Source organism: Vibrio pomeroyi, assembly GCF_024347595.1.
GTDB classification, from domain to species: Bacteria; Pseudomonadota; Gammaproteobacteria; order Enterobacterales; family Vibrionaceae; genus Vibrio; species Vibrio pomeroyi.
Genome location: NZ_AP025507.1, coordinates 697,599 through 722,173, shown reverse-complemented (window position 1 = coordinate 722,173; position 24,575 = coordinate 697,599). Strand labels below are relative to the sequence as shown.

At 45.7% G+C, this 24,575-nt stretch carries 17 protein-coding genes and 1 pseudogene; 9 read left to right on the top strand and 9 right to left on the bottom strand.

The window, feature by feature from the left end; translation table 11 throughout:
- Positions 1 to 3 precede the first annotated feature (3 nt).
- On the top strand, positions 4 to 1,725 hold the full coding sequence (locus tag OCV12_RS19340) for a cobaltochelatase CobT-related protein (RefSeq protein WP_261886939.1): 1,722 nt from the start codon (positions 4 to 6) through the stop codon (positions 1,723 to 1,725).
- A 51-nt stretch (positions 1,726 to 1,776) separates the two neighbouring features.
- On the opposite strand, the gene OCV12_RS19335 is transcribed toward OCV12_RS19340, so the two are convergent.
- Together OCV12_RS19335 and pta are read right to left on the bottom strand one after the other, a co-directional pair.
- Positions 1,777 to 2,544 (bottom strand): sulfite exporter TauE/SafE family protein, encoded by a 768-nt coding sequence (locus tag OCV12_RS19335; RefSeq protein ID WP_261886938.1) that lies wholly within the window; start codon positions 2,542 to 2,544, stop codon positions 1,777 to 1,779.
- A gap of 57 nt (positions 2,545 to 2,601) precedes the next feature.
- Positions 2,602 to 3,738 carry a phosphate acetyltransferase gene (pta, locus tag OCV12_RS19330; protein WP_261886937.1) on the bottom strand — a complete coding sequence of 379 codons (1,137 nt, stop codon included), beginning with the start codon at positions 3,736 to 3,738 and terminating at the stop codon, positions 2,602 to 2,604.
- Positions 3,739 to 3,892: 154 nt separating this feature from the next.
- On the opposite strand from pta, the gene OCV12_RS19325 reads away from it, so the two are divergent.
- Both OCV12_RS19325 and OCV12_RS19320 read left to right on the top strand, forming a co-directional pair.
- Complete coding sequence (locus OCV12_RS19325) at positions 3,893 to 4,681, top strand: IclR family transcriptional regulator (protein ID WP_061038008.1); 789 nt, start codon at positions 3,893 to 3,895, stop codon at positions 4,679 to 4,681.
- Between the two features lie 94 nt (positions 4,682 to 4,775).
- On the top strand, positions 4,776 to 6,203 hold the full coding sequence (locus tag OCV12_RS19320; RefSeq protein WP_261886936.1) for an NAD-dependent succinate-semialdehyde dehydrogenase: 1,428 nt from the start codon (positions 4,776 to 4,778) through the stop codon (positions 6,201 to 6,203).
- 282 nt (positions 6,204 to 6,485) lie between these two features.
- Here OCV12_RS19320 and OCV12_RS19315 read toward each other — a convergent pair whose 3' ends face one another.
- Positions 6,486 to 8,672: a malate synthase G gene (locus OCV12_RS19315; protein ID WP_176679334.1), complete on the bottom strand. Its 2,187-nt coding sequence runs from the start codon at positions 8,670 to 8,672 to the stop codon at positions 6,486 to 6,488.
- 117 nt (positions 8,673 to 8,789) lie between these two features.
- Positions 8,790 to 9,743, bottom strand: coding sequence for a LysR family transcriptional regulator (locus tag OCV12_RS19310; RefSeq protein ID WP_061038005.1), 954 nt, complete (start codon positions 9,741 to 9,743; stop codon positions 8,790 to 8,792).
- Between the two features lie 130 nt (positions 9,744 to 9,873).
- On the opposite strand from OCV12_RS19310, the gene OCV12_RS19305 reads away from it, so the two are divergent.
- Positions 9,874 to 11,472 (top strand): isocitrate lyase, encoded by a 1,599-nt coding sequence (locus OCV12_RS19305; RefSeq protein ID WP_017633361.1) that lies wholly within the window; start codon positions 9,874 to 9,876, stop codon positions 11,470 to 11,472.
- A 221-nt stretch (positions 11,473 to 11,693) separates the two neighbouring features.
- A complete protein-coding gene (locus OCV12_RS19300; RefSeq protein WP_261886935.1) occupies positions 11,694 to 12,284 on the top strand; it encodes a hypothetical protein in 591 nt (196 codons plus the stop codon).
- A gap of 162 nt (positions 12,285 to 12,446) precedes the next feature.
- Here OCV12_RS19300 and OCV12_RS19295 read toward each other — a convergent pair whose 3' ends face one another.
- Together OCV12_RS19295 and OCV12_RS19290 are read right to left on the bottom strand one after the other, a co-directional pair.
- Entirely contained in the window at positions 12,447 to 12,821 is a 375-nt protein-coding gene (locus OCV12_RS19295) for a cystatin domain-containing protein (protein ID WP_176679331.1), read from the bottom strand.
- Positions 12,822 to 13,096: 275 nt separating this feature from the next.
- A complete protein-coding gene (locus OCV12_RS19290; RefSeq protein WP_261886934.1) occupies positions 13,097 to 15,553 on the bottom strand; it encodes a M9 family metallopeptidase in 2,457 nt (818 codons plus the stop codon).
- 428 nt (positions 15,554 to 15,981) lie between these two features.
- Between OCV12_RS19290 and OCV12_RS19285 the strand changes: the two genes are divergently transcribed.
- Positions 15,982 to 17,235: an acyl-homoserine-lactone synthase gene (locus tag OCV12_RS19285; RefSeq protein WP_261886933.1), complete on the top strand. Its 1,254-nt coding sequence runs from the start codon at positions 15,982 to 15,984 to the stop codon at positions 17,233 to 17,235.
- Positions 17,228 to 19,873 (top strand): quorum-sensing autoinducer 1 sensor kinase/phosphatase LuxN, encoded by a 2,646-nt coding sequence (gene luxN / locus OCV12_RS19280; RefSeq protein WP_261886932.1) that lies wholly within the window; start codon positions 17,228 to 17,230, stop codon positions 19,871 to 19,873. The genes OCV12_RS19285 and luxN overlap by 8 nt, the downstream gene beginning before the upstream one ends.
- Before the next feature lie 122 nt (positions 19,874 to 19,995).
- Here the strand turns inward: luxN and OCV12_RS19275 are convergent, their stop codons facing one another.
- A complete protein-coding gene (locus OCV12_RS19275; RefSeq protein ID WP_261886931.1) occupies positions 19,996 to 21,297 on the bottom strand; it encodes a serine hydrolase domain-containing protein in 1,302 nt (433 codons plus the stop codon).
- 104 nt (positions 21,298 to 21,401) lie between these two features.
- On the opposite strand from OCV12_RS19275, the gene OCV12_RS19270 reads away from it, so the two are divergent.
- Positions 21,402 to 22,310, top strand: coding sequence for a LysR family transcriptional regulator (locus tag OCV12_RS19270; protein WP_261886930.1), 909 nt, complete (start codon positions 21,402 to 21,404; stop codon positions 22,308 to 22,310).
- 145 nt (positions 22,311 to 22,455) lie between these two features.
- Here OCV12_RS19270 and OCV12_RS19265 read toward each other — a convergent pair whose 3' ends face one another.
- Positions 22,456 to 22,731: a hypothetical protein gene (locus OCV12_RS19265; RefSeq protein WP_243653156.1), complete on the bottom strand. Its 276-nt coding sequence runs from the start codon at positions 22,729 to 22,731 to the stop codon at positions 22,456 to 22,458.
- Positions 22,732 to 23,220: 489 nt separating this feature from the next.
- Positions 23,221 to 23,508, bottom strand: a pseudogene (locus tag OCV12_RS19260) (DUF1254 domain-containing protein); the annotation flags it as partial.
- 128 nt (positions 23,509 to 23,636) lie between these two features.
- Here OCV12_RS19260 and OCV12_RS19255 point away from each other — a divergent pair.
- On the top strand, positions 23,637 to 24,554 hold the full coding sequence (locus OCV12_RS19255; RefSeq protein ID WP_176679325.1) for a LysR family transcriptional regulator: 918 nt from the start codon (positions 23,637 to 23,639) through the stop codon (positions 24,552 to 24,554).
- Positions 24,555 to 24,575: the final 21 nt, after the last annotated feature.

The following is a 24,575-nucleotide window of genomic DNA, read 5'->3' as shown; positions in this document are numbered from 1 at the left end:
ACCATGGCCAATGTTTCTTCTCAGCAGAAAAAGATCCTCGACCTTGGTGTGTCTGTCGCTAGAGCGGTCAGTGGAGAATTGAACCTGAATTATCGGGGAGAGCGTCTCTATAACGGCAATAACCCCTGCTATTATCAGTCTGCACACACCAACGATCTCACCTTTGTTTCTCGCCATGAGTTAACAAACAGCAAGCTCTCAATGCAAGGTAAGATCGATTCATCAGCGCTGCGACTCTTGTTGTCAGATACTGATCTTCACTATTCATTACGACCGAAAAACGAAGTCGAACGTCTGTTATATGATTTTTGCGAACAGGTACGAATCGAGTCACAAGTCCCGTCTTACCTAAAAGGTGTGACTAAGAGCATTCAGTTCAACTTTGCGTATTGGAGCGACCAATATCATCAGAATGGCTTTACTGAATCACGAATTGGGATGTTACTGTTCACGCTGATGCAGGTCATCCACACCCGCTTAACCGGTGTTCCAGTCTCTGAGCCGATTGCTGAAACCATTGAATCAACTCGTGCGGGCATCGTGCCTATTTTCGGAAGCAGCTTGAAGCGCTTGAAGGAACATCGAGCCGACCAACTACAGTTTGCTCACTGCACCAATGAACTGGCCTCTTTAGCGCAAGAACTCATCAACCAAGAACAAGAGAGTAATAACTCGCCGACACCTACGGTTGAAGAAGACATCAAGATCCTCGCGCAGCTTGCTCTTATCGTTGATGGCGACATTCAAGATGAAGACGTCGATACCGACATAACAGGCAGCAGCAAGGTGTTTGAACTTTCGGGCGCCAATTATCAGGTCTTTAATTCCGAATTTGACCAAGTGATCGCGGCAGATAAACTCGTCAGGCGCGCCCTGTTACTCGAACTTAGGCAAAAACTCACCGATGACATTATGGCGAGACAAGTTAACACTCGCCGCTTGGCTGCTATGCTCGCCCGCTTTGTTGCGACGCCCGAAAGGAATCGACGTCAGGATCATTTAGAAGAAGGCATTGTTAACGCCACCACTCTCACTAAACTCATCACTTCGCCGTTGGATCGTGCTGTCTTCTATCAACCTGGCATTGGCGCATCCCATCAATGTGCCATCACGTTTTTGATGGACTGCTCAGGTTCAATGCAAAAACACAGTCATAAGCTCAGCCTACTGATGGATACTATTCTCAAATCGGTCGGGCTAGCCAACATCCCTTTCGAGATTATCGGCTTCACCACCAACAACTGGAATGGTGGCAAGGTTTACCGACAGTGGCTCAAGCAAGGTCAACCGAAACACCCAGGCCGTTTAAACGAAGTTCGACACATTGTGTTTAAGGATTTTGATACCCACTGGAGACGCTCTCGCCTTGGCATTGCCAGTCTTCGCAAAGCAGACATCTTTAAAGAAGGGATTGATGGAGAAGCGGTTCAGTTCGCTAGCCAGCGCTTGCAGCAACATAGCGCACAGCGAAAGGTGTTGATTGTGTTCTCAGACGGCTGTCCGATGGATACCGCCACCAGCACAGCCAATGATCAGTTCTATTTGGATAACCATCTCAAACAAGTGATTGAGCGCGAGTCGACCAAAAACGGTATTGAGATTCATGGTGTGGGAATGGGCGTCGATTTAAGCCCGTACTACCGCAGTAACATTACTTTAGATGTACAGGAAAGCTGCTTGTTTGGGTTATCTAGGAGTATCTTTGAGATGCTAAAGCGAGTTTAAACAGAAAGGCTTAGGCTAGCGAACCGCTAGCCTCCTTTGTCGAAAGTGGTTTTACGAAAAGCCAAACAACGACCATGCCGATACGGCCATCAAATACCCACCAATCAACATCAACACCATAAATACTAACTTCCTCAGTTGGTCATTCGACAACGGCGGCGGGAAGCGCCGAGCAAATATAGTAACAAGCGCCACCAAAGGAACTGCAATTGCAGACAACCACAGTATGCTCGCATCCATGTCACCTGCAGCGTAGACATTCACAGTACGAGACATAGAGGTACAAGCGAACACCATCAAAAGTGTGCTCCGTACCAGATCGAGCGTAAAAGGCTGTCGATAGAGATGGTAAACAATCGGTGGGCCCGCCATACCAAACAAGCCTCCCGCGAGCCCAGAACTAAAGCCAGACAACAAGAAGGATATCGTTGCCGAGCGATCTTTTCTGGTTTTAGGTTTGAACATAAAGCTCAGACCTGCGAATAACACCATAGCGCCCAATAGCCCTCGCAGGATATGCGTTGCCGACTCACTTAACTCATCCAGTAAAAATACGCCCAACGACACGCCGGGGATAATACCGATCACTAACACCACCAGAATCTTGAGTTCCCCAAGCAGTGGCTTACCCATCAACGCGACCAAACAATTAAACAAGGTCACGATACTGACCACGGCGGCAATCACGGGCAACGAAACCAGATTAAGGCTGACCGTTAGACCAATCACGATAATGCCAAGTCCAAATCCAGTGACGGTTTGGAAATAGGTACCTACCGCAATGGTGGCGAGAATGGCGAGTAAAACAGGTAACTCCATTAGCAATCCTAATTAGGTGTTTTTACTTAGTATGAGTGCGAGCTTTAAGCGTGAGTCTTAGTACCTAAACTCAAATCCTGATTCTGCTGTTTCTTTAGCTTTTTGATCTTCTGAAGCATTTTGATCTTCTGAAGCTTTTTTATCTACTGAAGCTTCTTGAGCATCAGCTTCAACATCCGTCGTTGGATTTGTCGTTTTACTTTGTTGTGCTTGCACGGCAGTCACCGCGATTACATTAAAGATATCTTCGGCACTGCACCCTCTGGATAAGTCATTGGCAGGTTGATTCAGCCCTTGCAACAACGGACCAATCGCAACCGCACCACCTAGCCTTTCAGCAAGCTTGTAACCGATATTACCTGCTTCTAAGTTAGGAAATATCAGCACGTTAGATTCACCCTTCACCTCGGAATCGGGCAATTTTTTCGCTGCTATTTCAGTGACAATCGCCGCGTCGAGTTGAACATCCTGATCAACCGCAATTCCCGGGCAACGTTGCTTCACTAACTGGGCGGCATTACGTACCTTATCGACTGATTCATGTTTGGCACTGCCATTGGTCGAAAACGAGAGCATTGCCACTTTCGGTTCTTCCATCAACAGCGTTTGTGCACTGTTTGAAGCCGCCACTGCAATTGATGCAAGCTCGGTTTCATTGGGGTTAATTACCAATCCACAATCACTGAAAATCATGCCGCCTTTAAGGTTATGGAAAGGCTCGCACAACATCATTAAAAAGAAACTCGATACCAATTCACTGTCTGGCGCTGGACCAATGATCTGCAGCGCAGCTCGCACCACATCTGATGTGGTATAAACCGCGCCATTGACCGTGCCGTCAACCAGCCCTTCTCTTACCATCAAGTTGGCAAAAATCAGTGGGTCTTTAACCTTCTCCAATGCATCTTCATAAGTCATGCCTTTGGCTTTTCTTAACTCATACATTCGTTCAGCCAACACAGCTTTGAGTGCTGATGTTTGTGGTGAAACAATATGAATGCCCGCGAGATTAATATGATGCAGCTGAGCGGCTTCGATAATCGCCTTTTCGTCGCCCACCAGCGTGATATAAGCGAGCTGTTTATCTATTGCTAATCGTGCCGCTTTCAGTACACGAGGGTCTTCCGCTTCGCTCAAAACCACACGCTTACGATCTAAGTGCGCCTTATCAATAATCCGTTTAATTGCCTTCATCTTAAAATTCCATTTATTGAGATTAATTGTTCCATAATTTACATTTATATTATTGAAATAATAAAAAAGGTCAAATTTTATTCAGATAATTGAAGAATATTGATTTGGTATGTACACTCTTACACATAGACATATCGCAAGGATGAATCACTGTATGCAAACAGAAACACCACAAGTTCAAGGAGATACGCCCACTCTCCGACTTTTTGCACTATTAGAGGTGATAGCGCAAAAAGACGAGTTTATTTCCCTTCAAGGGCTCGTCGAAGAAACAGGACTACCGAAACCCACTCTGCACCGTATGCTGCAACAATTAGAATCCGCAGGCATCATTCAAAGAGACGGTGATGAAAAACATTACAGCTCTGGCATTCGACTCAGAAAGCTGGCTGAAAACCTACTGTTCAACAGCACCATGCACAGCGCAAGACGCACGATTCTTGAAAACCTTCGAGCAGAAGTCGGCGAGAGCTGCAACCTAACCGCACTATCGAGCGGTGAGATCATCTACCTTGACCGCGCAGAAACCGAAGCGCCACTTCGCTTCCACCTGCAACCCGGCTCTCGCGTTCCTGTGCACTGCTCAGCGACAGGCAAACTGTTTTTGGCTCACATGTCGAAATCACAGCGCAGAAGACTGATCGAAAACGTGCCATTGACTCAGTACACAGTCAAAACCATCACCGACTACTCAGTGTTAGAGCAAGACATCGAAGAAGCGAAGATCCAAGGCTTTGCGATTGATGACGAAGAATTTCTACCGGGTTTGGTGTGTATTGCGGTACTCATTCCGTCGCCAACGGGCCAATCTAATCTCGGCTTAGCAATCCAAGCACCTGTGATTCGAGTAAAGCCGGACGAGGCGATCAAGTTCCTACCTGCTCTACAAAAAGCCGCGAAAGCACTAGCGAAGATAGAAGCAGACAACTGGGCGCAAGAATAACCTTGGCAGGCTAAAGCGAATCATCAGCACTGCCATAGACATCAACTCAATAACAGCACCAACACGTGTTAAGTAATCATCAAGAAGGAATCACATGCTAGAAATTAATAACCAGCGCTTACTCTCTTTTATGGTGACAGAAGCGAATAACGCGGTTGCCGTGACCAATCCAGCAACGGGTGAGCTTATTGGACATGCGCCTATCTCATCTGAGGCAGAATTGGACAGTGCTATCGAGCGAGCTCATATTGCGCAGAAAGAGTGGGCGAAAATTCCGGCTAAATCTCGCGCTGCGATACTGAAGGCTTGGCATCAACTGATCCTTGAAAACAAGGATGACCTTGCTCACTTAATGACGATAGAACAAGGCAAGCCATTGGCAGAAGCTATAGGTGAAGTGGTTTATGGTGCAAGCTTTATCGAATGGTTCGCCGAAGAAGCCAAGCGCACTTATGGTGACTCGATTCCAAGTACCGCCGGGGATAAGCGTTTAGTGACAATCAAGCAGCCAATTGGCGTCGCATGTGCCATCACACCGTGGAACTTCCCGATTGCGATGATCACTCGTAAGGCTGCGCCTGCTCTAGCGGCTGGCTGTAGTTTTATTGTGAAGCCTTCTGACGAAACGCCACTTTCTGCGTTTGCTGTTGTTGAGCTGGCTTACCAAGCGGGTATCCCTAAAGATCTGCTTCAAGTGGTATTGGGTGACAGCCCAGAACAGATTGGTGAGCTATTCACATCACATCCATTGATCAAGAAGATCTCTTTTACTGGTTCTACTCGCGTCGGAAGTATCTTGATGGCTCAAGCGGCAAAAGGCATCAAACGCACCTCAATGGAACTTGGTGGTAATGCTCCGTTTATCGTGTTTGACGATGCGGACATCGATGCTGCAGTTCAAGGCGCGATGGCTTCGAAATTCCGTAATGCAGGCCAAACCTGTGTTTGTGCTAACCGATTCTATATTCACAGTAAAGTACACGATGAGTTTGTCGCTAAATTCGACCAAGCGGTTCAGCAACTTAAAATTGGCAACGGCTTAGACGCAGGCGTCAACATTGGCCCTGTGATCAGTGAAAGAGCGAAACAAAACATTCAAGGTTTAATTGACCGCGCCATTGAACAAGGCGCGCAACCTGTCACCCCAACTCAAGAGCTTGCGGGCTTGTTCATCCAGCCTGTCATTCTCAAAAATGTGAAACACGATATGGACATCGTTCAACAAGAGATCTTTGGCCCTGTCGCTCCGGTTATGAAGTTCGACAGCGATGAAGAGCTGATCGAAATGGCGAACGACACCATTTATGGTTTGGCGTCTTACTTCTACAGTCAGAATATCCACCGAGTGTGGAAGGTAGCAGAAGCCCTTGAATACGGTATGGTTGGTATTAATGACGGCATGATCTCAACTGAGGTTGCACCTTTCGGTGGGGTTAAACAGTCAGGCATTGGCCGTGAAGGCGCTAAAGAAGGCATCGATGAGTACATGGATATTAAGTATCTATGCTTCGGTGGCAACTAAGCTTCGGTCGGAACTAAGGTTTTGGCGAAAATTAGGTTTGATGATAGATAAGATAACTGCTTTTCATTTCTAACCTCTGATTCCGCATCTAATCTCAGACCCTCGCACTAACTAACAGCTAAAAAAAAGCCGCGCTATAAAGCGCGGCACCTTGGGCTCGGTTAAAGGGGGTTTCTTTTTTTAGTATTTTTCTTTCTCTGTTTTTATTATTAGATCACTTTGCTATTTCAGTGATTTAGGCTTTTTGTGCTTTCGCTTATCTGCGATTTAGCACTTTCCGACTCAAGCACTCTGCGCTTTCAGCTTTAGACGCATCGCGTGTAACACTGGCTCAGTATAACCACTCGGCTGAGCGCAGCCTTCAAATACCAACTGACACGCTGCTGAAAAGGCAATGCTGTTTTCGAAATCAGGCGCCATGTTTTGGTAGCTTGGATCCCCAGCATTTTGCTCATCAACCACAGCTGCCATGCGCTTCATGGTTTTCATTACCTGGGCTTCCTCGCAAATACCGTGACGTAACCAGTTAGCGATGTGTTGGCTTGAAATACGCAGCGTTGCACGGTCTTCCATTAGTCCTACATCGTTAATATCAGGCACTTTCGAACAACCTACGCCTTGGTCAATCCAACGAACTACGTAACCAAGAATGCCTTGTGTATTGTTGTCCAGTTCATTTTGGATATCTTGAGCTGTCAGCTTTTGATTGCCTAACAGTGGGATAGTAAGAATATCGTCAACATTTGCTCTCACACGCTCACGAAGCTCTTTCTGACGGCTAGGAACACTCACCTTGTGATAGTGCAAGGCATGCAGAGTCGCCGCAGTTGGAGAAGGAACCCAAGCGGTATTGGCACCCGCTTGTGGGTGTCCAATTTTCGCGTCCATCATCTTGGCCATGTTATCTGGCTCTGGCCACATACCTTTACCAATCTGGGCTTTACCTTGCAGGCCACAAGCTAAGCCAAGATCAACGTTTTGATCTTCGTATGCGCCAATCCATGTCATGGTTTTAAGCTGTGTTTTAGGAGCAAAAGGACCCGCTTCCATACTGGTGTGGATCTCATCTCCCGTTCGGTCTAGGAAACCTGTGTTGATAAACACAACACGATCTTTGGCTGCGCGAATACACTCTTTCAAGTTCACAGAGGTACGACGCTCTTCGTCCATAATACCGACTTTGATTGTGAAGCGGTCTAAACCTAGTGCATCCTCAATGCGACCAAACAACTCATTGGTAAAAGCCACTTCTTCAGGGCCATGCATCTTAGGTTTTACAATATTGATGCTACTTGCGGTCGAGTTTTGGTAAGGGCTATTGCCCTTTAAATCGTGCATCGCGATCAGCGATGTCACCATGCCATCCATGATACCTTCAGGCACTTCATTACCTTCGGCATCAATAATCGCAGGGTTAGTCATTAGGTGGCCCACGTTGCGTATGAACAACATGCTGCGACCTTTAAGGGAAATTTCACCACCCGTCACACTGGTGTATTGACGGTCTGGATTCAGGTTACGAACAATGGTCTTGCCGTTTTTCTCTAGCGACTCTTGCAGGTCACCCTTCATTAAGCCTAACCAGTTGCGGTAAGCCAATGCTTTGTCTTCACCATCAACGGCGGCTACAGAATCTTCGCAATCCATAATCGTGGTCAGTGCCGATTCCACCAATACATCTTTAATACCCGCCACATCGACGCTACCAATTGGCGCGCTCGGGTCGATTTGAATTTCGATATGGAGATTGTTGTGTTTAAGCAGGATACAAGAAGGCGCGCTTGCGTCTCCTTGGTAACCAATAAACTGGTTGCGATCAATGAGAGTGACTTCTTCGCCATTATCTAGCGTTGCTGTCAGCGTGTTGCCAATACTCACATTACTGATGCTGTATTTCGTCACGTCTTTATGAGAAACACCATTCAGCGGTGCGGCGTCGTCAAGGAAACCGCGAGCATAGCTCACTACTTTAGCGCCACGAACAGGGTTAAAGCTTCCACCTTTCTCGGCACCGTCGCTTTCACTAATCACATCAGTGCCGTAGAGCGCATCGTATAAACTGCCCCAGCGCGCGTTTGCTGCGTTAAGTGCAAATCGCGCGTTCATGATAGGCACCACAAGCTGCGGCCCAGCTTGTGTTGCGATTTCAGGCTCTACGCTCGCGGTGGTAACTTGAAAGTCTTCGCCTTCAGGTACTAGGTAGCCAATCTGCTGTAGGAACTGCTTATACTCTGCTGCATCCAGTGTTTGACCAGCACGCTCTTGGTGCCACACATCGATTTGATGTTGAAGATCTTCACGCTTGATAAGCAAAGCACGATTCTTTGGTGCCAGATCTTTAAGGATGGCGGCGAAAGATTGCCAAAAGTCCTCTGCGACAATGCCTGTTCCAGGAATGACTTGCTCATTAATTAATTGGTAGAGGGTGCTATCAATGCTCAAGCTTCCCTGTTGAATACGACTGCTCATAAAATCTCTCTCAAATTAACCGCTGACTACTAAATAAATTTACGTAACTGACGAAAATTTAGCTAATTTATGCCATTTATATTGGATATTCACAAAAGAAATACCACAAAAACTGTGTTATCCCGTCACACCACTTTCGATTTCATTGGCGACACTTTTGATCAAGCGACGCATCCACTGGTGGTCTGGATTGGTTTGTAACAATGGGCTCCACGCCATCTTCACCTCAAAAGGTTCAATCGCAAATGGAGCTGGTTTGATTAACAAATTCGGGTTGTTGCGCTGCAACTGCGCGGCTTTGGTTGGAATAGTAAGGATAAGGTTTTTCTGTTGAGCGAAGAGAATCGCAGACAGGTAATGTCGGGTAAACACCGTGATGTTGCGGGTTTTACCAATGCGCATTAATGCTTCATCTATCCAACCGAGCTTTTGCGCTTCACTTGGGTTGATCCCGACTCCGGTCCCCATGCCCGTCTTACTTACCCAGATATGTTGCGCCTTTAAATAGGACAAAATATCAAAGTTATCGGCTATTGGATTATCACAGCTGAATAGGCAAGAAAACCCGTCATGCCAAAGGCTCATCTGGTGAAAGGACTGTGGAATGTCATCAAAACGGTTGATGATAATATCCACTGTGCCTTGCTCAACATCCTGATAGCTCACATCACTTGGCGTCATTATATCCAGTCGTATTTTCGGCGCTATCTCGCTCAGTTTTTTCAATAGCGGCTGAATAATGGTCGACTCTGCATAGTCACTCGCCATGATACGAAACACGCGTTCACTGTCTTCTGCATTAAACTCTGTGGTCGGTTGTAGTGTCTTTTCTACATTCGCCAAAATGTTACGAATCAACGGCTGCAACTTTTGCGCGCGCTCGGTCGGCACCATCCCTTCACTGGTTCTCACCAATAGTGGATCTTCAAACAGATCGCGCAGTCGGCGCAGTCCATTACTCATGGCTGGTTGAGTTATTCCTAATTGATTTGCCGCTCGTGTAACGTTTCTTTCACGTAGCAACATGTCTAAATACACAAGCAAATTAAGGTCTATACGAGCAATATTCATAAGAAAAATACCGAATATAATAACTATAAATTAACAAAATTATCACATGCGTGGTTATTCTTTGTCCATAGCAAAGTTTTAATCCAAGCCAATTTGGCAACCATACCCCACGTGAAACTAAGGAATAGTTATGTCGCAAATTACACAAGATATCGAAATGATAGAAGTTGCAAAAAGCGCTGCAGGTGCTCCATGGGATGCAATCAATGCTGAATCTGCTGCTCGTATGCGAGCTCAAAACAAATTCAAAACAGGTCTAGATATCGCGCAATACACGGCAGATATCATGCGTGCGGATATGGAGGCTTACGATAAAGACAGCTCTCAATACACTCAGTCTTTAGGTTGCTGGCATGGTTTTATCGGTCAACAAAAGCTGATTTCTATTAAGAAGCACTTTGATGGCAAGACAGATCGCCGCTACCTATACCTTTCAGGTTGGATGGTTGCTGCACTTCGCTCAGATTTTGGTCCACTTCCAGACCAATCAATGCATGAGAAAACATCGGTTGCTGGCCTAGTAGAAGAACTATACACATTCCTGCGCCAAGCTGATGCACGTGAACTGGGTGGTTTATTCCGTGAGCTAGACGCTGCACGTGAAGCGGGCGACGTTAACCAACAAGACCTTATCCAAGACAAAATCGACAATCACGTAACACACGTGGTGCCAATCATTGCGGATATCGATGCAGGTTTCGGTAACGCAGAAGCGACTTACCTAATGGCTAAGCAGATGATTGAAGCGGGCGCATGTTGTCTACAGATTGAAAACCAAGTTGCCGATGAGAAGCAATGTGGTCACCAAGACGGTAAAGTAACGGTTCCACACGCTGACTTCCACGCAAAACTTCGCGCACTTCGTTACGCTTTCCTTGAACTAGGCATCGACAACGGCGTTATTGTTGCTCGTACCGATTCTCAAGGTGCTGGTCTAACAAAAGAAATCGCAGTAGTGAAAGAGCCGGGCGACCAAGGTGATATCTACAATTCATACCTAGATGTTGAAGAGATCGATGTTGCAGATATGGCAGAAGGCGACGTTTGCTTTAACCGTGACGGCAAGCTAGTTCGACCTAAGCGTCTGCCTTCAGGCTTATACCAATTCCGCCAAGGTACTGGTGAAGACCGTTGTGTATTCGACTGTATTGAAGCAATCAACGCAGGTGCTGACCTACTTTGGATTGAGACTGAGAAGCCACACATCGGTCAAATCAAAGAGATGATGGACGGCGTTCGTGAAGTTCACCCTAACGCGAAACTGGTTTACAACAACTCTCCATCATTCAACTGGACGCTAAACTTCCGTCAGCAAGCTTACGATGCATTGGTTGCTGAAGGTAAAGATGTATCTGCATACGACCGTGCAAACCTAATGAGCGCGGAATACGACGAAACTGAACTGTCTGCAAGTGCTGACGAGAAGATTCGTACATTCCAAGCGGACGCATCTCGTGAAGCAGGTATCTTCCACCACTTGATTACGCTACCGACTTACCACACTGCAGCGCTGTCTACCGACAACCTTGCGAAAGAGTACTTCGGCGACCAAGGCATGTTGGGTTACGTTGCAAATGTTCAACGTAAAGAGATCCGCCAAGGCATCGCATGTGTTAAACACCAAAACATGTCTGGTTCAGACATCGGTGATGACCACAAAGAGTACTTCGCTGGTGAGAATGCACTGAAAGCAGCGGGCGAAGCGAATACGTCTAACCAATTTGATTAATCTTGATTAATCACTAGAACTAAAGCCTCCCCCGCCCTTCTCTCTTACTTCGGTAAGATCCGGGGGAAGGCTTTGAGATAAAGCTTGTACTGCCGGCTTTATCTCAAAGTCTAAGAATTGTGTTCTACACCACGGTCAGCTAAGCAACATCTGTTTAAGCTAACTGTATTCATGTTGTTAAGATTCCTGTTTGTTGATATTTCTTTTGATTGAGAGTGCCTATGACTTCAATACCTAAACACCTACAAGATGCAAAAACGCTGCTATCAGAAAATGGTTTCGCAACGGGTGATACTTGGTATCACGGCACGTCTTCAGCCTTGCTTGCTTCAATTAAAGGCCAAGGCCTGAAACGTTCTGGAGACAAAGCACTCAATGAAGCCGCTTCAAAAACCATGGCAACGATCGGCAATACCTACACCGAGTCGGTTGAACCTGTGTTCCTAACTCAGAGTAAAGAACTTGCGTATTACTGGGCACAACAAACCGTTCGTGAGCGCAGTGTTCGTTTCGAAGGAGAAGAACAACCTATCGTGTTAGCGGTAAACCTGTCTGAAAAGCAGCGTGCAAAAGTAAGGCCGGACGTGGGTGCGATGAGCCTGTTAATGATGAGTGTGGGCGAGCAATTCATGGCTCATATGGCTAAGGTTTATCAAGAAAACAACATCGCAGGCCCAGACATTGAACTTCGCACTGCTGATCGTATGGATTACTTGAACAAGCTGGGGATGGCTTACATTGATGAAGACATCAGCCGAGCTTGTGTACAAGAGCTGTCTGAGCTAAGCCTTTCTGAACCCGCGCTTTCTTAACGAGCCCTTTCGTAACCAAAGCAAACGGATTAAAAACGACCTTCTCTGGAAGTAATAAACCGACCTTATTAGAATCAAAAATGGCTCCCAATTGGGAGCCATTTTTCTTATTCGTTCATCGAGCCTAGTCAGTAATCTGACTCAACTCTCTAATCAACTTGCTTATTGGCACAAACGACCTTGCTGTGCAGCCTGCATCATTTCGATATCACCTTGAAGTGAACGATAAACAACAGTATTCCACACCTGACCATTATCCATTTCAAACTCGATCGCGTAGTTCAAACCCGCGACAACCTGAGTGCGAACGCTCAAGATTCTTTCAAGCTTTGCTGAGGTATTCATTTGTCCAAGAACCACATCTAAAGCTTGCTTGGCTTCTGGGGTAATATCACTTTGTGACCAACCACCTGTCAGGTTCTTAGTGCTACAGATTGGATTTGCAGTCTCTTGTGCTTGTTCTGGAACCTCAGATTTCTGACTGCACCCTGCTAACGCAGCGACACTAAATATGGTTACCAATAGTACTTTCTTCATAATTTATCTCTACCTCTATCACTCGCGAGAGGTTACTCGCAATGATGTTTCATATGCAGACAAGCATAAACCTCGAATGTCATCACTTCATCAGAGATTATGGTGTAACTACTCTATAAACACAGAAGATTGTCAGAAAAACAAAGCCAGACACTGATGCCCGGCTTTTATCCGTCTACTTTATTGATATTTAACCGATTAGTTTAGTGACATTGTCGTTAATACAGCTTGGGGATGCCCCCTTTTTTAATGCCAATTACCTAACGCCTATTCTGTCAGTGAAAATACACCAACATCTCGACATCATCCCCTTGCTGATCTGCACTCAATAAGAAGTGTATATAGCCTTCTTCTGTTATAGGGATTTGCAGATACTCATTGCTTCCACGGTAATCAGACGCGTAGTCATGCTGCCCAGCTGTTGGCCAATATGAGTGGCTGGCGAACAGATCAACGTTACCCGAATTCGATTGTTCGTTTTCAGCAGTGTCGCTCTTATCGCTGAGCCATACTCGCACCTCTTGTACGCCTTCCGGTACATAGACAGCGGCATAACGTCGTTGGTGCACGGTAAGCACTTGAGCCTGACCGGACTCCAATACCACAGGCGTTAAATCATCTTGCTGTTGAGTTGGAGGCGTTGGCGTTTCTGTGACTACCGATGCGATTAGCGACACCTCATTAAAATCGGTACGCCCCGTGACACTCATGTAGTAGCGACCCGACTTGATGTAACCCGAAGGTTCTTGTTCAAACGTCACCACTTCATTGCTGCCATTGCCGTACTGGCTGAATTCAAAGTCGTAGTAATGCACTGGTTTGTTGTAGCTCATGTAGAGGTCAGCATCACCTTGAGTTTGCCCCTCAATAGACACTTCAAAATGCGTCGTGTTGTCTGGAATATCGACATAGAACAACTGCTCACTATACGCTTCACCACTCAACACCACACTCTGGTTTGCTGTAAGCACTATGGCTTGGTCTGTTGGTTGCGTAGGATCTGTCGGTTCAGTGGGATCAGTTGGTTCTGTAGGCTCTGTGGGTTCACTTGAAACCGAGTCTAACCAACGCTCAAACTCCCCGTTGTATTGCTGCCCTAGCACTTTTACTTGTTGTGCCCATTCGGAAAATTGGCCAGTACGAGACAATGCCAGTAAACCTTGTACCTCTAGAGGATGCTCTTCCAGCATGAAGCGTACCGCCAAGTATCCCCAGCGATATATTCGATTAGAATCGTGAGAGTAAGTGGTCGCAAGCACATCCGACAGGCTCATCTTCCCACTGCTAATCAAACCAATCGCTGCATCGTAGCCTTGCTTGTAATGCATAAATTCGGCAAAGCCCTCTAACCACCACACTACATAGCCATGTGCTAGGTTGTCGTTGAATGAGCCATATTGGTTAAAGCGAGCATCAAGATAGTGAGTGTATTCATGCTCTAAATTGAGAATAGAAAGATCATCACCATTGGCATAGCGATAAGCCACAAAGCGAGCGACGTTACCGACTTCTGCAGGATTACCCTCTAAATACTGACCGCCATTGTCTGTGGTATTGCCAAACAAGAACGATGAATAATCAATGTAACTGCCTTTGCTGCCAAACACCGCGACTTCTACTCGCTCGTTGTTATCATCAGCGACAGGTTGTTGACCCGTATTCACGACTTGGTGGAAGTCGGCCTCTTTGGCAGCCAACACATCACACGCCTCCATCGCTTGTGACTCCGTTAGATCTTGAGAGCGAATAATCGCAGGTCCTTGGCACTCATGACGATGGGGAAGTACACGCGTTGCCAATTCGCGTTTCGCTTGCTCTAGGTCTAACCCATTCAAGCCTTCTGGTGCGAAGTAACTCATCATTTCGACGGCTGCTAGCCATAGTTTATCGTGCTCGGTTCCCAGTGGATTTTGCACCATCACTTGCTGCATAACCCGCATCGCTTTGTCTTTGGTTGCTTTGTCCGGACTGGCTAACAAGCGACCTGTTTCACGCACGGCGTTATAAACCAGAAAGCTCGCATCCGTATCCAACGCCCACGTGTTATCACGAGCAAAAGTCGCCAGCGTATCGATATGTTGGGTGTGGTTTGCCATGTAATCGTAGAAGTCATCTCGAGCGGCATGCCCTGCCATTGCTCGAAACAGATTATTGAGACCATCGACCCATTGTGAATCCTGCGCTGTTACACGGTTAAAGTGATTCAATGCCGCAAGTTGCGCATCCATAGTCAGTGGAAGTTGCTTAACATTATCGACCATCAGCGTCAGACTTTTCATCGCCCCAACTTGCTCACGGCCTTGGTCGAATGCATTAGGGTTCGCCAGAAAAGCATTAATAGATTGAGCGAAACCCTTGCTCAACGCCTCGGAAAAATCCTGCGCTCGCGCGTTATAACGAACGTAATAAGCGGCGCGAACAAATTCGCCAAGGTTTTCAAGTTTACGAGCCTGTTCAGCATCACCCCGGTAACGGGCAATTTCTAGGTTAAGTGCTACTTGAATACGGCTTAGGCTCGCTTCGCTATAGATATTATTTAACGAACTCTCTTGAGCAGAGAACCAAGCGCCATAGCAACTGTTGTCTGCTAATGAGACAGCGAGAGCAAGGTCAGACGCCTGCTGAAGATCCAGCACCTCACACTGACTTTGAGCAAAGGAGAAACTGGAAACACTGGCTAGCATACAAGCGAGAGCCAAACGATGACGTGGAAATAAACGGTTATGAGACATACAACACTCATTAGTTAATTATATATTTAGGTTCGCCGTTATATTCCTTACGATTAATAAGGTGAATTCAGTTGCGTATGATTTATGAGCTTGGTTCAAAAAATAGATATTTTGCGTTAATTTATAAATTCAAAGGATTATGCTCAATTGATACAGGTCAGACTCGGAGCAAGGTTAGGCTCTAAGTGATTGAGAATATTCTAATTTAGCAACTTATAAACTAGTAAATGTTCTGTTGTTAAGGGGTAGCGCAAGTAGTAAACTTACGCTCGATTATGCAACTTGTTTTTAAAAACTATAGACACAATTAGAGTTACTCAATCTCAACAAAGTAACTTTATATCAAATAACTTAATAACAATTCATGTCTGGTTAACGAGTGCAAATCCAATAAAAATAATTATATAAACCTAGGCTAGGTTAACACCATGGAATTAACGTCGTCTTTAGTCTCACTGTTGGCTAGCAGTCTGACTATCGAAAAGAAACAACACGCGCTAATCGAGCTCGTGATCAACACTTATCAGCCACAAGATCGCACTGCGCTTTTCCAAACCGTCACAGACTACCGTAGACGACTATTGGAATCGTTCTTCCCAGAACATCAACACAAAAGCCTCTCCGTTTTATTTGAATTGATGGACTATCGCGATCTCATTCAACGCTATCCAAGTAGCTTATCGACCGAGATGGCATTGCTAGAGGAAGCGGCAGGTCAGTGTTACATGCATTGGTTGGACTTTTGGTGCGAATGCGAAATTGCTGCTATTAAGGCAAAGTCGCCGCTCGATAATAGTTCACCCTCTAGTATCGATCTGCCGATTAAAGACAGCGCTTATTACAGTGCGATCATCGATCAGATAGAAGATGATCAACTTGTTGTACAAACACCTAGTCACCCACAAGGCATGCCTATCAGTAATGCCATCGCTTTAAGCAACCTTGAGGTTTTCATCAAGGGTGAAAAATGGTTTGAGATGCTGCCTTTATTGCACCTGTCACAAGCGGGTAAGCACTTTATTCTACTCAAACACCCAGACGATGAAGCCTTCCCGACATTAGTTTCTTCCGCATTGATTCAAGATTGGTCAAAAAATGAAACCTGGCTGAGCTACGCCCCGCCGTTCAGCAATGATCACTGGCAATACTGCTTACCAAATCATGGTTACGATTCACTTTCAGGGTTACAGCTATTCACGCCACCGATATTGTCAAAATGTGATTCTCTGCCAAAATTCGATAATCAGTTTCAGTTACAACTATCCGAAACTCGAGCCATATGTGAAGTTCTGCGCTTAACCGTCAGTGGAAATACCCAACAAAAACTCTACTTCCTCTATCTCGCTCAAAAAGAGCTGATGAGCGTCTTACATCAAGTTGGCTACAAAATTGGCTTCACCATCATTGAACAACCTTTCATGCTTCAGTTTTATCAAGCTATTGAGCCAAAAGCGTATTTCCATTCGGGATATTGCGAATTGAACGATGACGGCACCACCATTTACCGTGGCTTTTGGAATTTCGAATTGATGGTCAACGTATTCAATGACACCGATTTTAAAGGCTACAAACGCGCCGTGCGTAACAGCAGAAAGCTTAGCTCAGCAGAAAAACTAAGCTCTGTTCAAAAACCAGATTCTCTGCAACAGCCAAGCTCGGTAAATAAGGACGAACATGTTTGATTTCGGCTTAGAAGCCATCATCCACGCCAAAGCGATAACGCTTCTTGCGACGGTTGCTGTGGTCGTGATGTGGTTACTCTACTATTGCTACCGTCTGAAACTAAAGAGCGAAGCGATAGCAGGTACACACCACGTTGCCTACATCGCCTACTCGGTCTGTATTGTTGCTTGGATCAGCAGTAATGCGTATTTCCATACCGACTTATTGCCAGAACTTGGGCCGTCAGCAGCTGTGTTTGCAGCCAAATTTGCCAACCTCGCCTCTTTCTTTGCGTTTGCCTTCGCGTATTACTTCTCGTGTCAGCTTGCCGCCGAGCAACGCAACGGTAAGGTGCACCTATGGCAACAAGCGATTTTCGTCACCCTAACCGTCTACTCCTTGTTTATTAACTTAAGCCCGAGCTTAACCGTTGAAGACGTTATCATTGTTGGCCCAAGTCAGTTTGTGATTGAATTTGGCCCGCACACTTCGTACTTCTTCATCGGCATGATCAGCTTTGTGGTACTGACACTGGGTAATCTAGTGGCAATGCGCGCCAACAGTAGCAAGCTCACGCTCACTAAAACCAGCTACATGATTGCAGGTATCTTGGTGTTCATGCTGTCTACAGCAACGATCCACCTTGGTATGACTTACTTCTTGCGTGATTTCTCACTGACTTGGCTACCACCAGCCTTATCTATTAGTGAGATGTTGTTCGTTGGATATGCCCTGCTGACTTCTCGTTTCTACAGCGTGAAATACCTTGCGTACATGAGCCTGAACGCCCTGTTGGTGTGCGCGATCTTAGTGATACCATTTGGTGCGATATTCATCCCGCTGACCGAAGATAATCAATGGCTAATAGCGATTCCAATCTGCGCGCTGATAGGCATTACTTGGCATGTGCTCTACAAACGAGTGAGCCGTTATGCTTCCTTCTTTGTCTACGGAAACAAGAAAACGCCAGTGCAGCAAATCCTTGCTCTAGAGGAAGATTTCAAGCTATCAATTGATGATGCGATGCGTCGTTTGGGTAGCCTACTGCAAATCCCAGAAGACAAACTTCGCCTTGTTAACAGCAACTACAACGAGACTTTCTACGAAGACTACTTGTCGACCAACAAGTCGGTTTTGGTGTTCGATGAGCTGTCTGAAGAGCTCGACTACACTGCGCCAGCAAAACGTTCGATCAAGGCGCTCTATGAGAAGATGAGTTCGAACAACACCGCCTTAGTGATGCCTCTGTTTGGTCAGGGAAAATCGGTCACGCACTTGTTGGTATCATCACACAAGAGCAACGATCAGATGTTCTCTAACGAAGAGATCTCTGCACTGCAAACCTTGTTAACTCGTGTGCAAAGTACCATCGAAGCGGATAGACGCATTCGCCAAAGTCGTGCTCTGGCTAACTCCATTGCCCATGAGATGCGTAACCCGCTTGCTCAAGTGCAACTGCACTTCGAAGTACTAAAGCAGCACATCGATAACCAAGCGCCAGCGAAACAGATCCTACTTGATATCGAGAACGGACAAGCTGCGATCCAACGTGGCCGACAGTTGATTGATATCATTTTGCGTGAAGTCAGTGACAGCTCACCTGAGCATGGCCCCGTCACCATGACCTCAATCCACAAGGCCGTGGATCAGGCAGTGAGTCATTATGGTTTTGAGAACGAAAAGATCATTGAAAGGATTCGCCTGCCACAACACGCTGATTTTGTGGCAAAGCTGAACGAGACTTTATTCAACTTCGTTATCTTTAACCTAATTCGTAACGCAATCTATTACTTTGATTCGTATCCAGACAGCCAAATCGAAATCAGCACTAAAACGGGATCTTACGAGAACGTGCTCGTTTTCAGAGATACAGGTCCGGGGATTGATGAGACCATCGCCCATAAGATCTTCGATGACTTTTTCTCTTACCAAAAGAGTGGCGGTAGTGGCTTAGGTTTAGGTTATTGCCAACGTGTGATGCGTTCCTTTGGTGGCAGAGTAGAGTGCAAATCTAAGCTTGGTGAGTTTACAGAATTCCACCTGTACTTCCCTGTTGTGCCGAATGCACCGAAAGCGGATGACCTGCGTACGCCTTACTTCAACGATTGGAAACACAACCAACCGACGGAAGATCAAGCCGAAGCAGAAGCGCAAGCAGAGAACCCAACGCCAAGTGCTGATAACGCTTCTGAGCCAGCGCCTGCACCTAAAACTGAGCCAGAAAAGACACAAACAACAAATCCACCAGCATCAAACCATCTTGCACCAACCGTACTGATCGTTGATGACAAAGAGGTACAACGCACCCTTGTTCAGATGTATTTGAGCAGGCTCGGCGTAAATAGCTTACAAGCCAAGAATGGTGAGAATGCGGTTGAACTGTTTAGAACCCATCAAGTTGATTTGATCTTGATGGATGTGCAGATGCCGGTAATGAACGGTTTTGACGCAAGCCAGATCATCAAGGCACGCTCCCCTAATACGCCAATCATTGCTCTGTCTGGCGAATCGGGACAACGTGAACTCGACATGATCAGCAAGTTAATGGATGGCCGCCTAGAAAAGCCAACGTCATTGGATGCGCTGCAACATGTACTCGACAACTGGTTGAAGCAAGGCAAAACATCCAACGCTTCTAAGCAAACAGAAAACGAGTAGCGACTCGCTGACTTACTGTTAGTTATCTAATAGCAGTTAGCAGTTAGATATTCGTAAAAATGGAACGAAAAAGTCCCTTCAAGAACCTATCTTGAGGGGACTTTTAATTTAGACACCTACCGCTATAACGACTTAGCTAACGACTCAAAAGCTTCTACTCTCACTTTTGATTCTTCACGCGCTGCATTCGAAGCGCTTTCTGCTGAAGAGAAGGTTGCGATGACGACGTTCTTGTCTTGGTTGATATACAAGAACTGACCAAATACCCCACGATATGTCGCAATATTTTTGTCTGAGTCATGTACCCAAAGGAAGTTTTTGTAACCCTCTAAGTGTGAATCAAAAACTCGAGCCTCAGTATCTTTGTAGACACTGTTCATCATGTGTCGATTTTCTTCTGGCGTAATATTGAAGCTGTCTTTGACCCACTTTTCAAAGAAGACTTGCTGGCCGTTGTATTCGCCATTGTTGACCATCGCTAGCCCAACACGCGCAAAGTCTCTTAGCGTAGTATTGAAACCACCGGTTGCGACTGGGTTGTAGTTCATGTCTGTCATGAAGAAGGCATCATGCTCCGTACCAAGCTTGTTCCAGATGTTGTCAGCAATAAATTGATCAAGCGTTTGACCGGAAACGCGAGCGACAACCCAACCAATAACATCAACGTTCGGGCTGTGGTATTCAAACTTCTCGTTCACCTTTAAATTTTCATTCTGATCAAACATCGCAGAGAAGCTCAGCAAATCACGAGGCTTATCTGTCTTTGTTGGGTCCAATGCCAGCAAGTCATACGCTGGAATAAAACCTAATCGGCGGAAGTATTCGAAATGCACATCACCCGGTGCCATGTTGACGTAGTCTTCGCTGTAATCAATCGCAGAGGTCATGTTCAGTAAAGTTCGTAAAGTCTGCTCACCAAAGTGTGTTCCTTTAAGCTCTTCGATGTATGTGCTGACCTTTTTCTCAACATCAACCTTACCTTGCTCAACCAACAAACCTAAAGCTTGCCCAACCAAAGATTTGGTACTTGAAGCCCACAGGTGGTGATCTCTTGCTGTGAAGTCACCAAAGTACTCTTCATGCAGTATCTTTCCATCTTGAATAATAATGTAACCATCAGTGTGATCATTAATCATCGCATCACGAAAAGTCAGCTCTTCTCCGGCATAAGTAAATTTGTGCTGGGCGACTTCCGCATTCAATGCTTGTGGGATCTCGTTGATTGCACCATCTCTAGAAACCATAACCGTTGGATGGATTCCCATGTTCTGGAAAGCCCATTTATTGAATGGCGCATGCGTCCAGTTCTCCAGTGTAACTTGCTCATTCGCTTTTGCTGGCACTGTAGACATAGGCTTGATATCCGCCATCGCGGTTGTCGAAAATAAGCCCGCAGTGACCAATGAAATAATCGACTTTCTCATCTGAAATCTCCGTTAACAATCTTGTGTGTACGGATGTAGATTACTTTGCTAAGTTCAAACATATAAATCCAAAATGTACGCCCGAACAGTACAAAGGTAATCAGATGATGATTTCGAATGAACAGGTGGCATGCTTCACCAGTGTCTATGAACTTCAAAGCTACAGCGCTGCCAGCAAAAGGTTGAACAAGGCTCGCTCTACGGTGCGAGAGAGAATCAACGCATTGGAAGATTTGATGGGAATGGAGCTGTTTTCTATCGAAGGAAAAAAGGCAGTTGCAACGGACATTGCTCATCGTCTGTACCCAAGAGCACGGTTACTGGCGAGACAGTCGTTAGAGTTCGAGAACATAGCCTTATCTGCCTACAAAGGCGAGCTCAACAACATCACTGTTTATCACGATAGCTCGATCCCTTGTCAGCTATTACTTAGCATTGAGTCTTCGATCAAGGCTCTTCACCCTCACATGCTGATCAACTGGCTGCAACGAGACAGAAACCACTGTTTACAGCAGATAGAAGACGGAGATGCCCTGTTTGCCATTATGCCTGGGATGGGCAACTTACACCCGAGCGCAGGTATCGGTAATATCAACCTTGGATCTTTTCAGCTGAGCCTGTTCACGTCCGTTGACTCTAGCATTCCAAACCGAACGATTTCGATTGCTGAACTGGCCACCTTTCGTCAATTAATCACTGAGAATGACATTGCGAACGAGCTCAGACATACCAAGATCAGTAGCGAGTTTGAAGTGATCACATCACAAAGCCTGCTTATAGAAAAGCTAAAGAAAGACGGATGGGTTGTCTGCCCTCGGGAGAACCTAGCCCAATACATAAAAAGTGGTGAGGTACGTGAGATTGAGCTCCAAGAAGCGCCAAATATGATTCAGCAAGATTGCATTATGTTTTACAACCTATCCTCTAAAGCGTCTGAACAAGAATCTCAAATCATCGACGTGGCCGCTAAAGTGATTAAGAATCAGGTACTCCGTAACAAGCCATCTTTCTGATGAAAGCCAATATTCGAACTGTCATTTCATGAATGTTCTAGAAAAAAAACGCCCTCAAGAAACCAGTCTTGAGGGCGTTTTAATTTGAATAAAATCAGCCTAGAGATAATAATCTAAATAGAGAGTCACCTAAATAAAGGGCAATCTAAAGCTCTTTAATCTCGATCTGACGCAGCGTTTCCATGTACTCCAAAGTTTCATTCACATCGACTGGCTCGTATAAACGCAACACTCCCGCCCAACCTTCAGACACTTCAAAATCATAAGCTTCACCTGAGCCACAGTTGAATGTCACTGACACAGTACCATCACCGTTATCACGCATAGACTCACCCGACGCATAAAAATGCTCAGAATCAATCCAACCGTCTGCACCATAGGTTGTCAAAGAGTAATAACCACCACGCCCTTCAAAGTCCAAGTTTGGTGTTGGAATCGTCCATTCTTGGCAGGTCGTTTTGCCTTGTCCAGGAACACGCTCTAAATACTGTGCAGTGTCTGCTGGTAGTCCGGCATAACCAAATGCCGTCACGTATTTAAAGTGGTGATCTTCTACGTCATCCAAAGTCGCACCAAATCCTTTCAATCCTTCAATAGGCGCGCCATGTTTCATCACGTTATTGATCAGTTTTAATCGGTAGTTTTCAACGTCACTTGGGTTGTAGCCTTTGCCTTGATAAGGCTTGTTAGAGTTCGCTTTGATAGACAGTAGACTCTGACGACGCTTGGTATCTTCGATTGATTCAGCGATACGTGTTCTTGCTAGTACATGAACATGAGTACCCATCGTTAGATCATCGGCGGTCAGATTGAGCGTTTCACCACGGCGAACCACTTTATGAACAAGGTGGTTTTCGTCCATGATATGAATAATTTGGAAGTAGTCATTGTCCTCGTCCGGCACATGGAATGTCGCACCTTCTGATACATCCACAACCATGGTTGAGTAAACGACATCGCGATTAGAGCGAATCACCGTTTGTGCGTCTTTAGATACAGGGTCAGCGTGCAGCCAATGGTTTACACCGACTTTGTTTTGCAGGCCAAGGAAGTTCCAGTCAGACTCCGCTTCAGGGTAGTTATCCCAATTAACACCGCCGATAGACGCGTGGTCATAAACCTCTGAACTGCTATTGTCTGCAGCCGTTGCGCCGAATGCGGTTAACGCCAAGAACGTCACTAACGTCGTTTTCTTCATAATGGTTTCTCATGTTTGTTTCGATGAGCTCAGTATGTAGATGCTGCGTGATATGCTCCAATTGATTATATGAAATCAAGATATACAATATAGGTATATCTTAACCATTTCGATGATGGAGTCCCGCGATGATGAGTAACCGGTTTAAACAACTAGATCTCAATTTACTTAAAGTATTGAAGGTGTTGATTGAGGTGAAAAATACCCGCAAGGCTTCAGAGTTGCTGTTTACCAGCCAACCTTCAATCAGTCGCTCACTACAAAAACTTCGTGATTACTTTGGCGATGAGCTGTTCATACGCTCCCAACATGGCCTAGAACCGACCGCCAAGTTGCTTGAAATTAAGCAGACTTTATTACCCGTGTTATCGCAGTTAGAACAAGTGCTTGAACCAGAATCTGAATTTGACGTTGCTCAGTTTGATGGCACAGTGAACATCGCGATTAACGGATTTATTGCCAACAGCATCTCAGCAAAGCTAACTCAGATATTGTTAGCACAGGCACCACAGGTAAAAGTGAATATTGTAGATTGGGGAACCCATACGTTAGATTTACTCACCTCAGGCGAGGTTGATTTAGGGGTCAATTATTACCCACTAGAACTATCTAAACAGGTTTACCAAAAACGTGTCGCAAGTGATGATTTTGTATTGGTATGTCGCACAGGACACCCGCTTGCCAACACATTATTGAAAAGTGACCAGCAAGAACCTTTGCAATTAGCGAGCTTGGTCGTCAGTGATTGGAACGACAATATTGCTTTAGCACCGAACGTGTTAGCCGATGTCGGCATCAAGACTGAGGTCAAAATACGTTCGACTTACTTACACAGCTTATTGTCTATAGTGAAGCAGAGCGACGTGTTATTCCCATGCTCAAAACTACTGGCCAATTCGCTTTCAGATGAATTTTCCTTTGTGCAGTTTCCTCACATGCCCAACATGCCAAATGGCGATATTGGCATGACTATCGGGCGTAAACATCGCAATCAACCGAAAATGCGCTGGTTAGAATCGTGTATCGAAGACGTATTCAGAGGTTAGTTACTGCAGCTCTGAAAGTGT

What these genes read in the sequence shown, in the direction of transcription:
- OCV12_RS19340 (WP_261886939.1), top strand. Translation starts at nt 4, where the DNA reads ATGGCCAATGTTTCTTCTCAGCAGAAAAAGATCCTCGACCTTGGTGTG.
- OCV12_RS19335 (WP_261886938.1), bottom strand. Translation starts at nt 2,544, where the DNA reads ATGGAGTTACCTGTTTTACTCGCCATTCTCGCCACCATTGCGGTAGGT.
- pta (WP_261886937.1), bottom strand. Translation starts at nt 3,738, where the DNA reads ATGAAGGCAATTAAACGGATTATTGATAAGGCGCACTTAGATCGTAAG.
- OCV12_RS19325 (WP_061038008.1), top strand. Translation starts at nt 3,893, where the DNA reads ATGCAAACAGAAACACCACAAGTTCAAGGAGATACGCCCACTCTCCGA.
- OCV12_RS19320 (WP_261886936.1), top strand. Translation starts at nt 4,776, where the DNA reads ATGCTAGAAATTAATAACCAGCGCTTACTCTCTTTTATGGTGACAGAA.
- OCV12_RS19315 (WP_176679334.1), bottom strand. Translation starts at nt 8,672, where the DNA reads ATGAGCAGTCGTATTCAACAGGGAAGCTTGAGCATTGATAGCACCCTC.
- OCV12_RS19310 (WP_061038005.1), bottom strand. Translation starts at nt 9,743, where the DNA reads ATGAATATTGCTCGTATAGACCTTAATTTGCTTGTGTATTTAGACATG.
- OCV12_RS19305 (WP_017633361.1), top strand. Translation starts at nt 9,874, where the DNA reads ATGTCGCAAATTACACAAGATATCGAAATGATAGAAGTTGCAAAAAGC.
- OCV12_RS19300 (WP_261886935.1), top strand. Translation starts at nt 11,694, where the DNA reads ATGACTTCAATACCTAAACACCTACAAGATGCAAAAACGCTGCTATCA.
- OCV12_RS19295 (WP_176679331.1), bottom strand. Translation starts at nt 12,821, where the DNA reads ATGAAGAAAGTACTATTGGTAACCATATTTAGTGTCGCTGCGTTAGCA.
- OCV12_RS19290 (WP_261886934.1), bottom strand. Translation starts at nt 15,553, where the DNA reads ATGTCTCATAACCGTTTATTTCCACGTCATCGTTTGGCTCTCGCTTGT.
- OCV12_RS19285 (WP_261886933.1), top strand. Translation starts at nt 15,982, where the DNA reads ATGGAATTAACGTCGTCTTTAGTCTCACTGTTGGCTAGCAGTCTGACT.
- luxN (WP_261886932.1), top strand. Translation starts at nt 17,228, where the DNA reads ATGTTTGATTTCGGCTTAGAAGCCATCATCCACGCCAAAGCGATAACG.
- OCV12_RS19275 (WP_261886931.1), bottom strand. Translation starts at nt 21,297, where the DNA reads ATGAGAAAGTCGATTATTTCATTGGTCACTGCGGGCTTATTTTCGACA.
- OCV12_RS19270 (WP_261886930.1), top strand. Translation starts at nt 21,402, where the DNA reads ATGATGATTTCGAATGAACAGGTGGCATGCTTCACCAGTGTCTATGAA.
- OCV12_RS19255 (WP_176679325.1), top strand. Translation starts at nt 23,637, where the DNA reads ATGATGAGTAACCGGTTTAAACAACTAGATCTCAATTTACTTAAAGTA.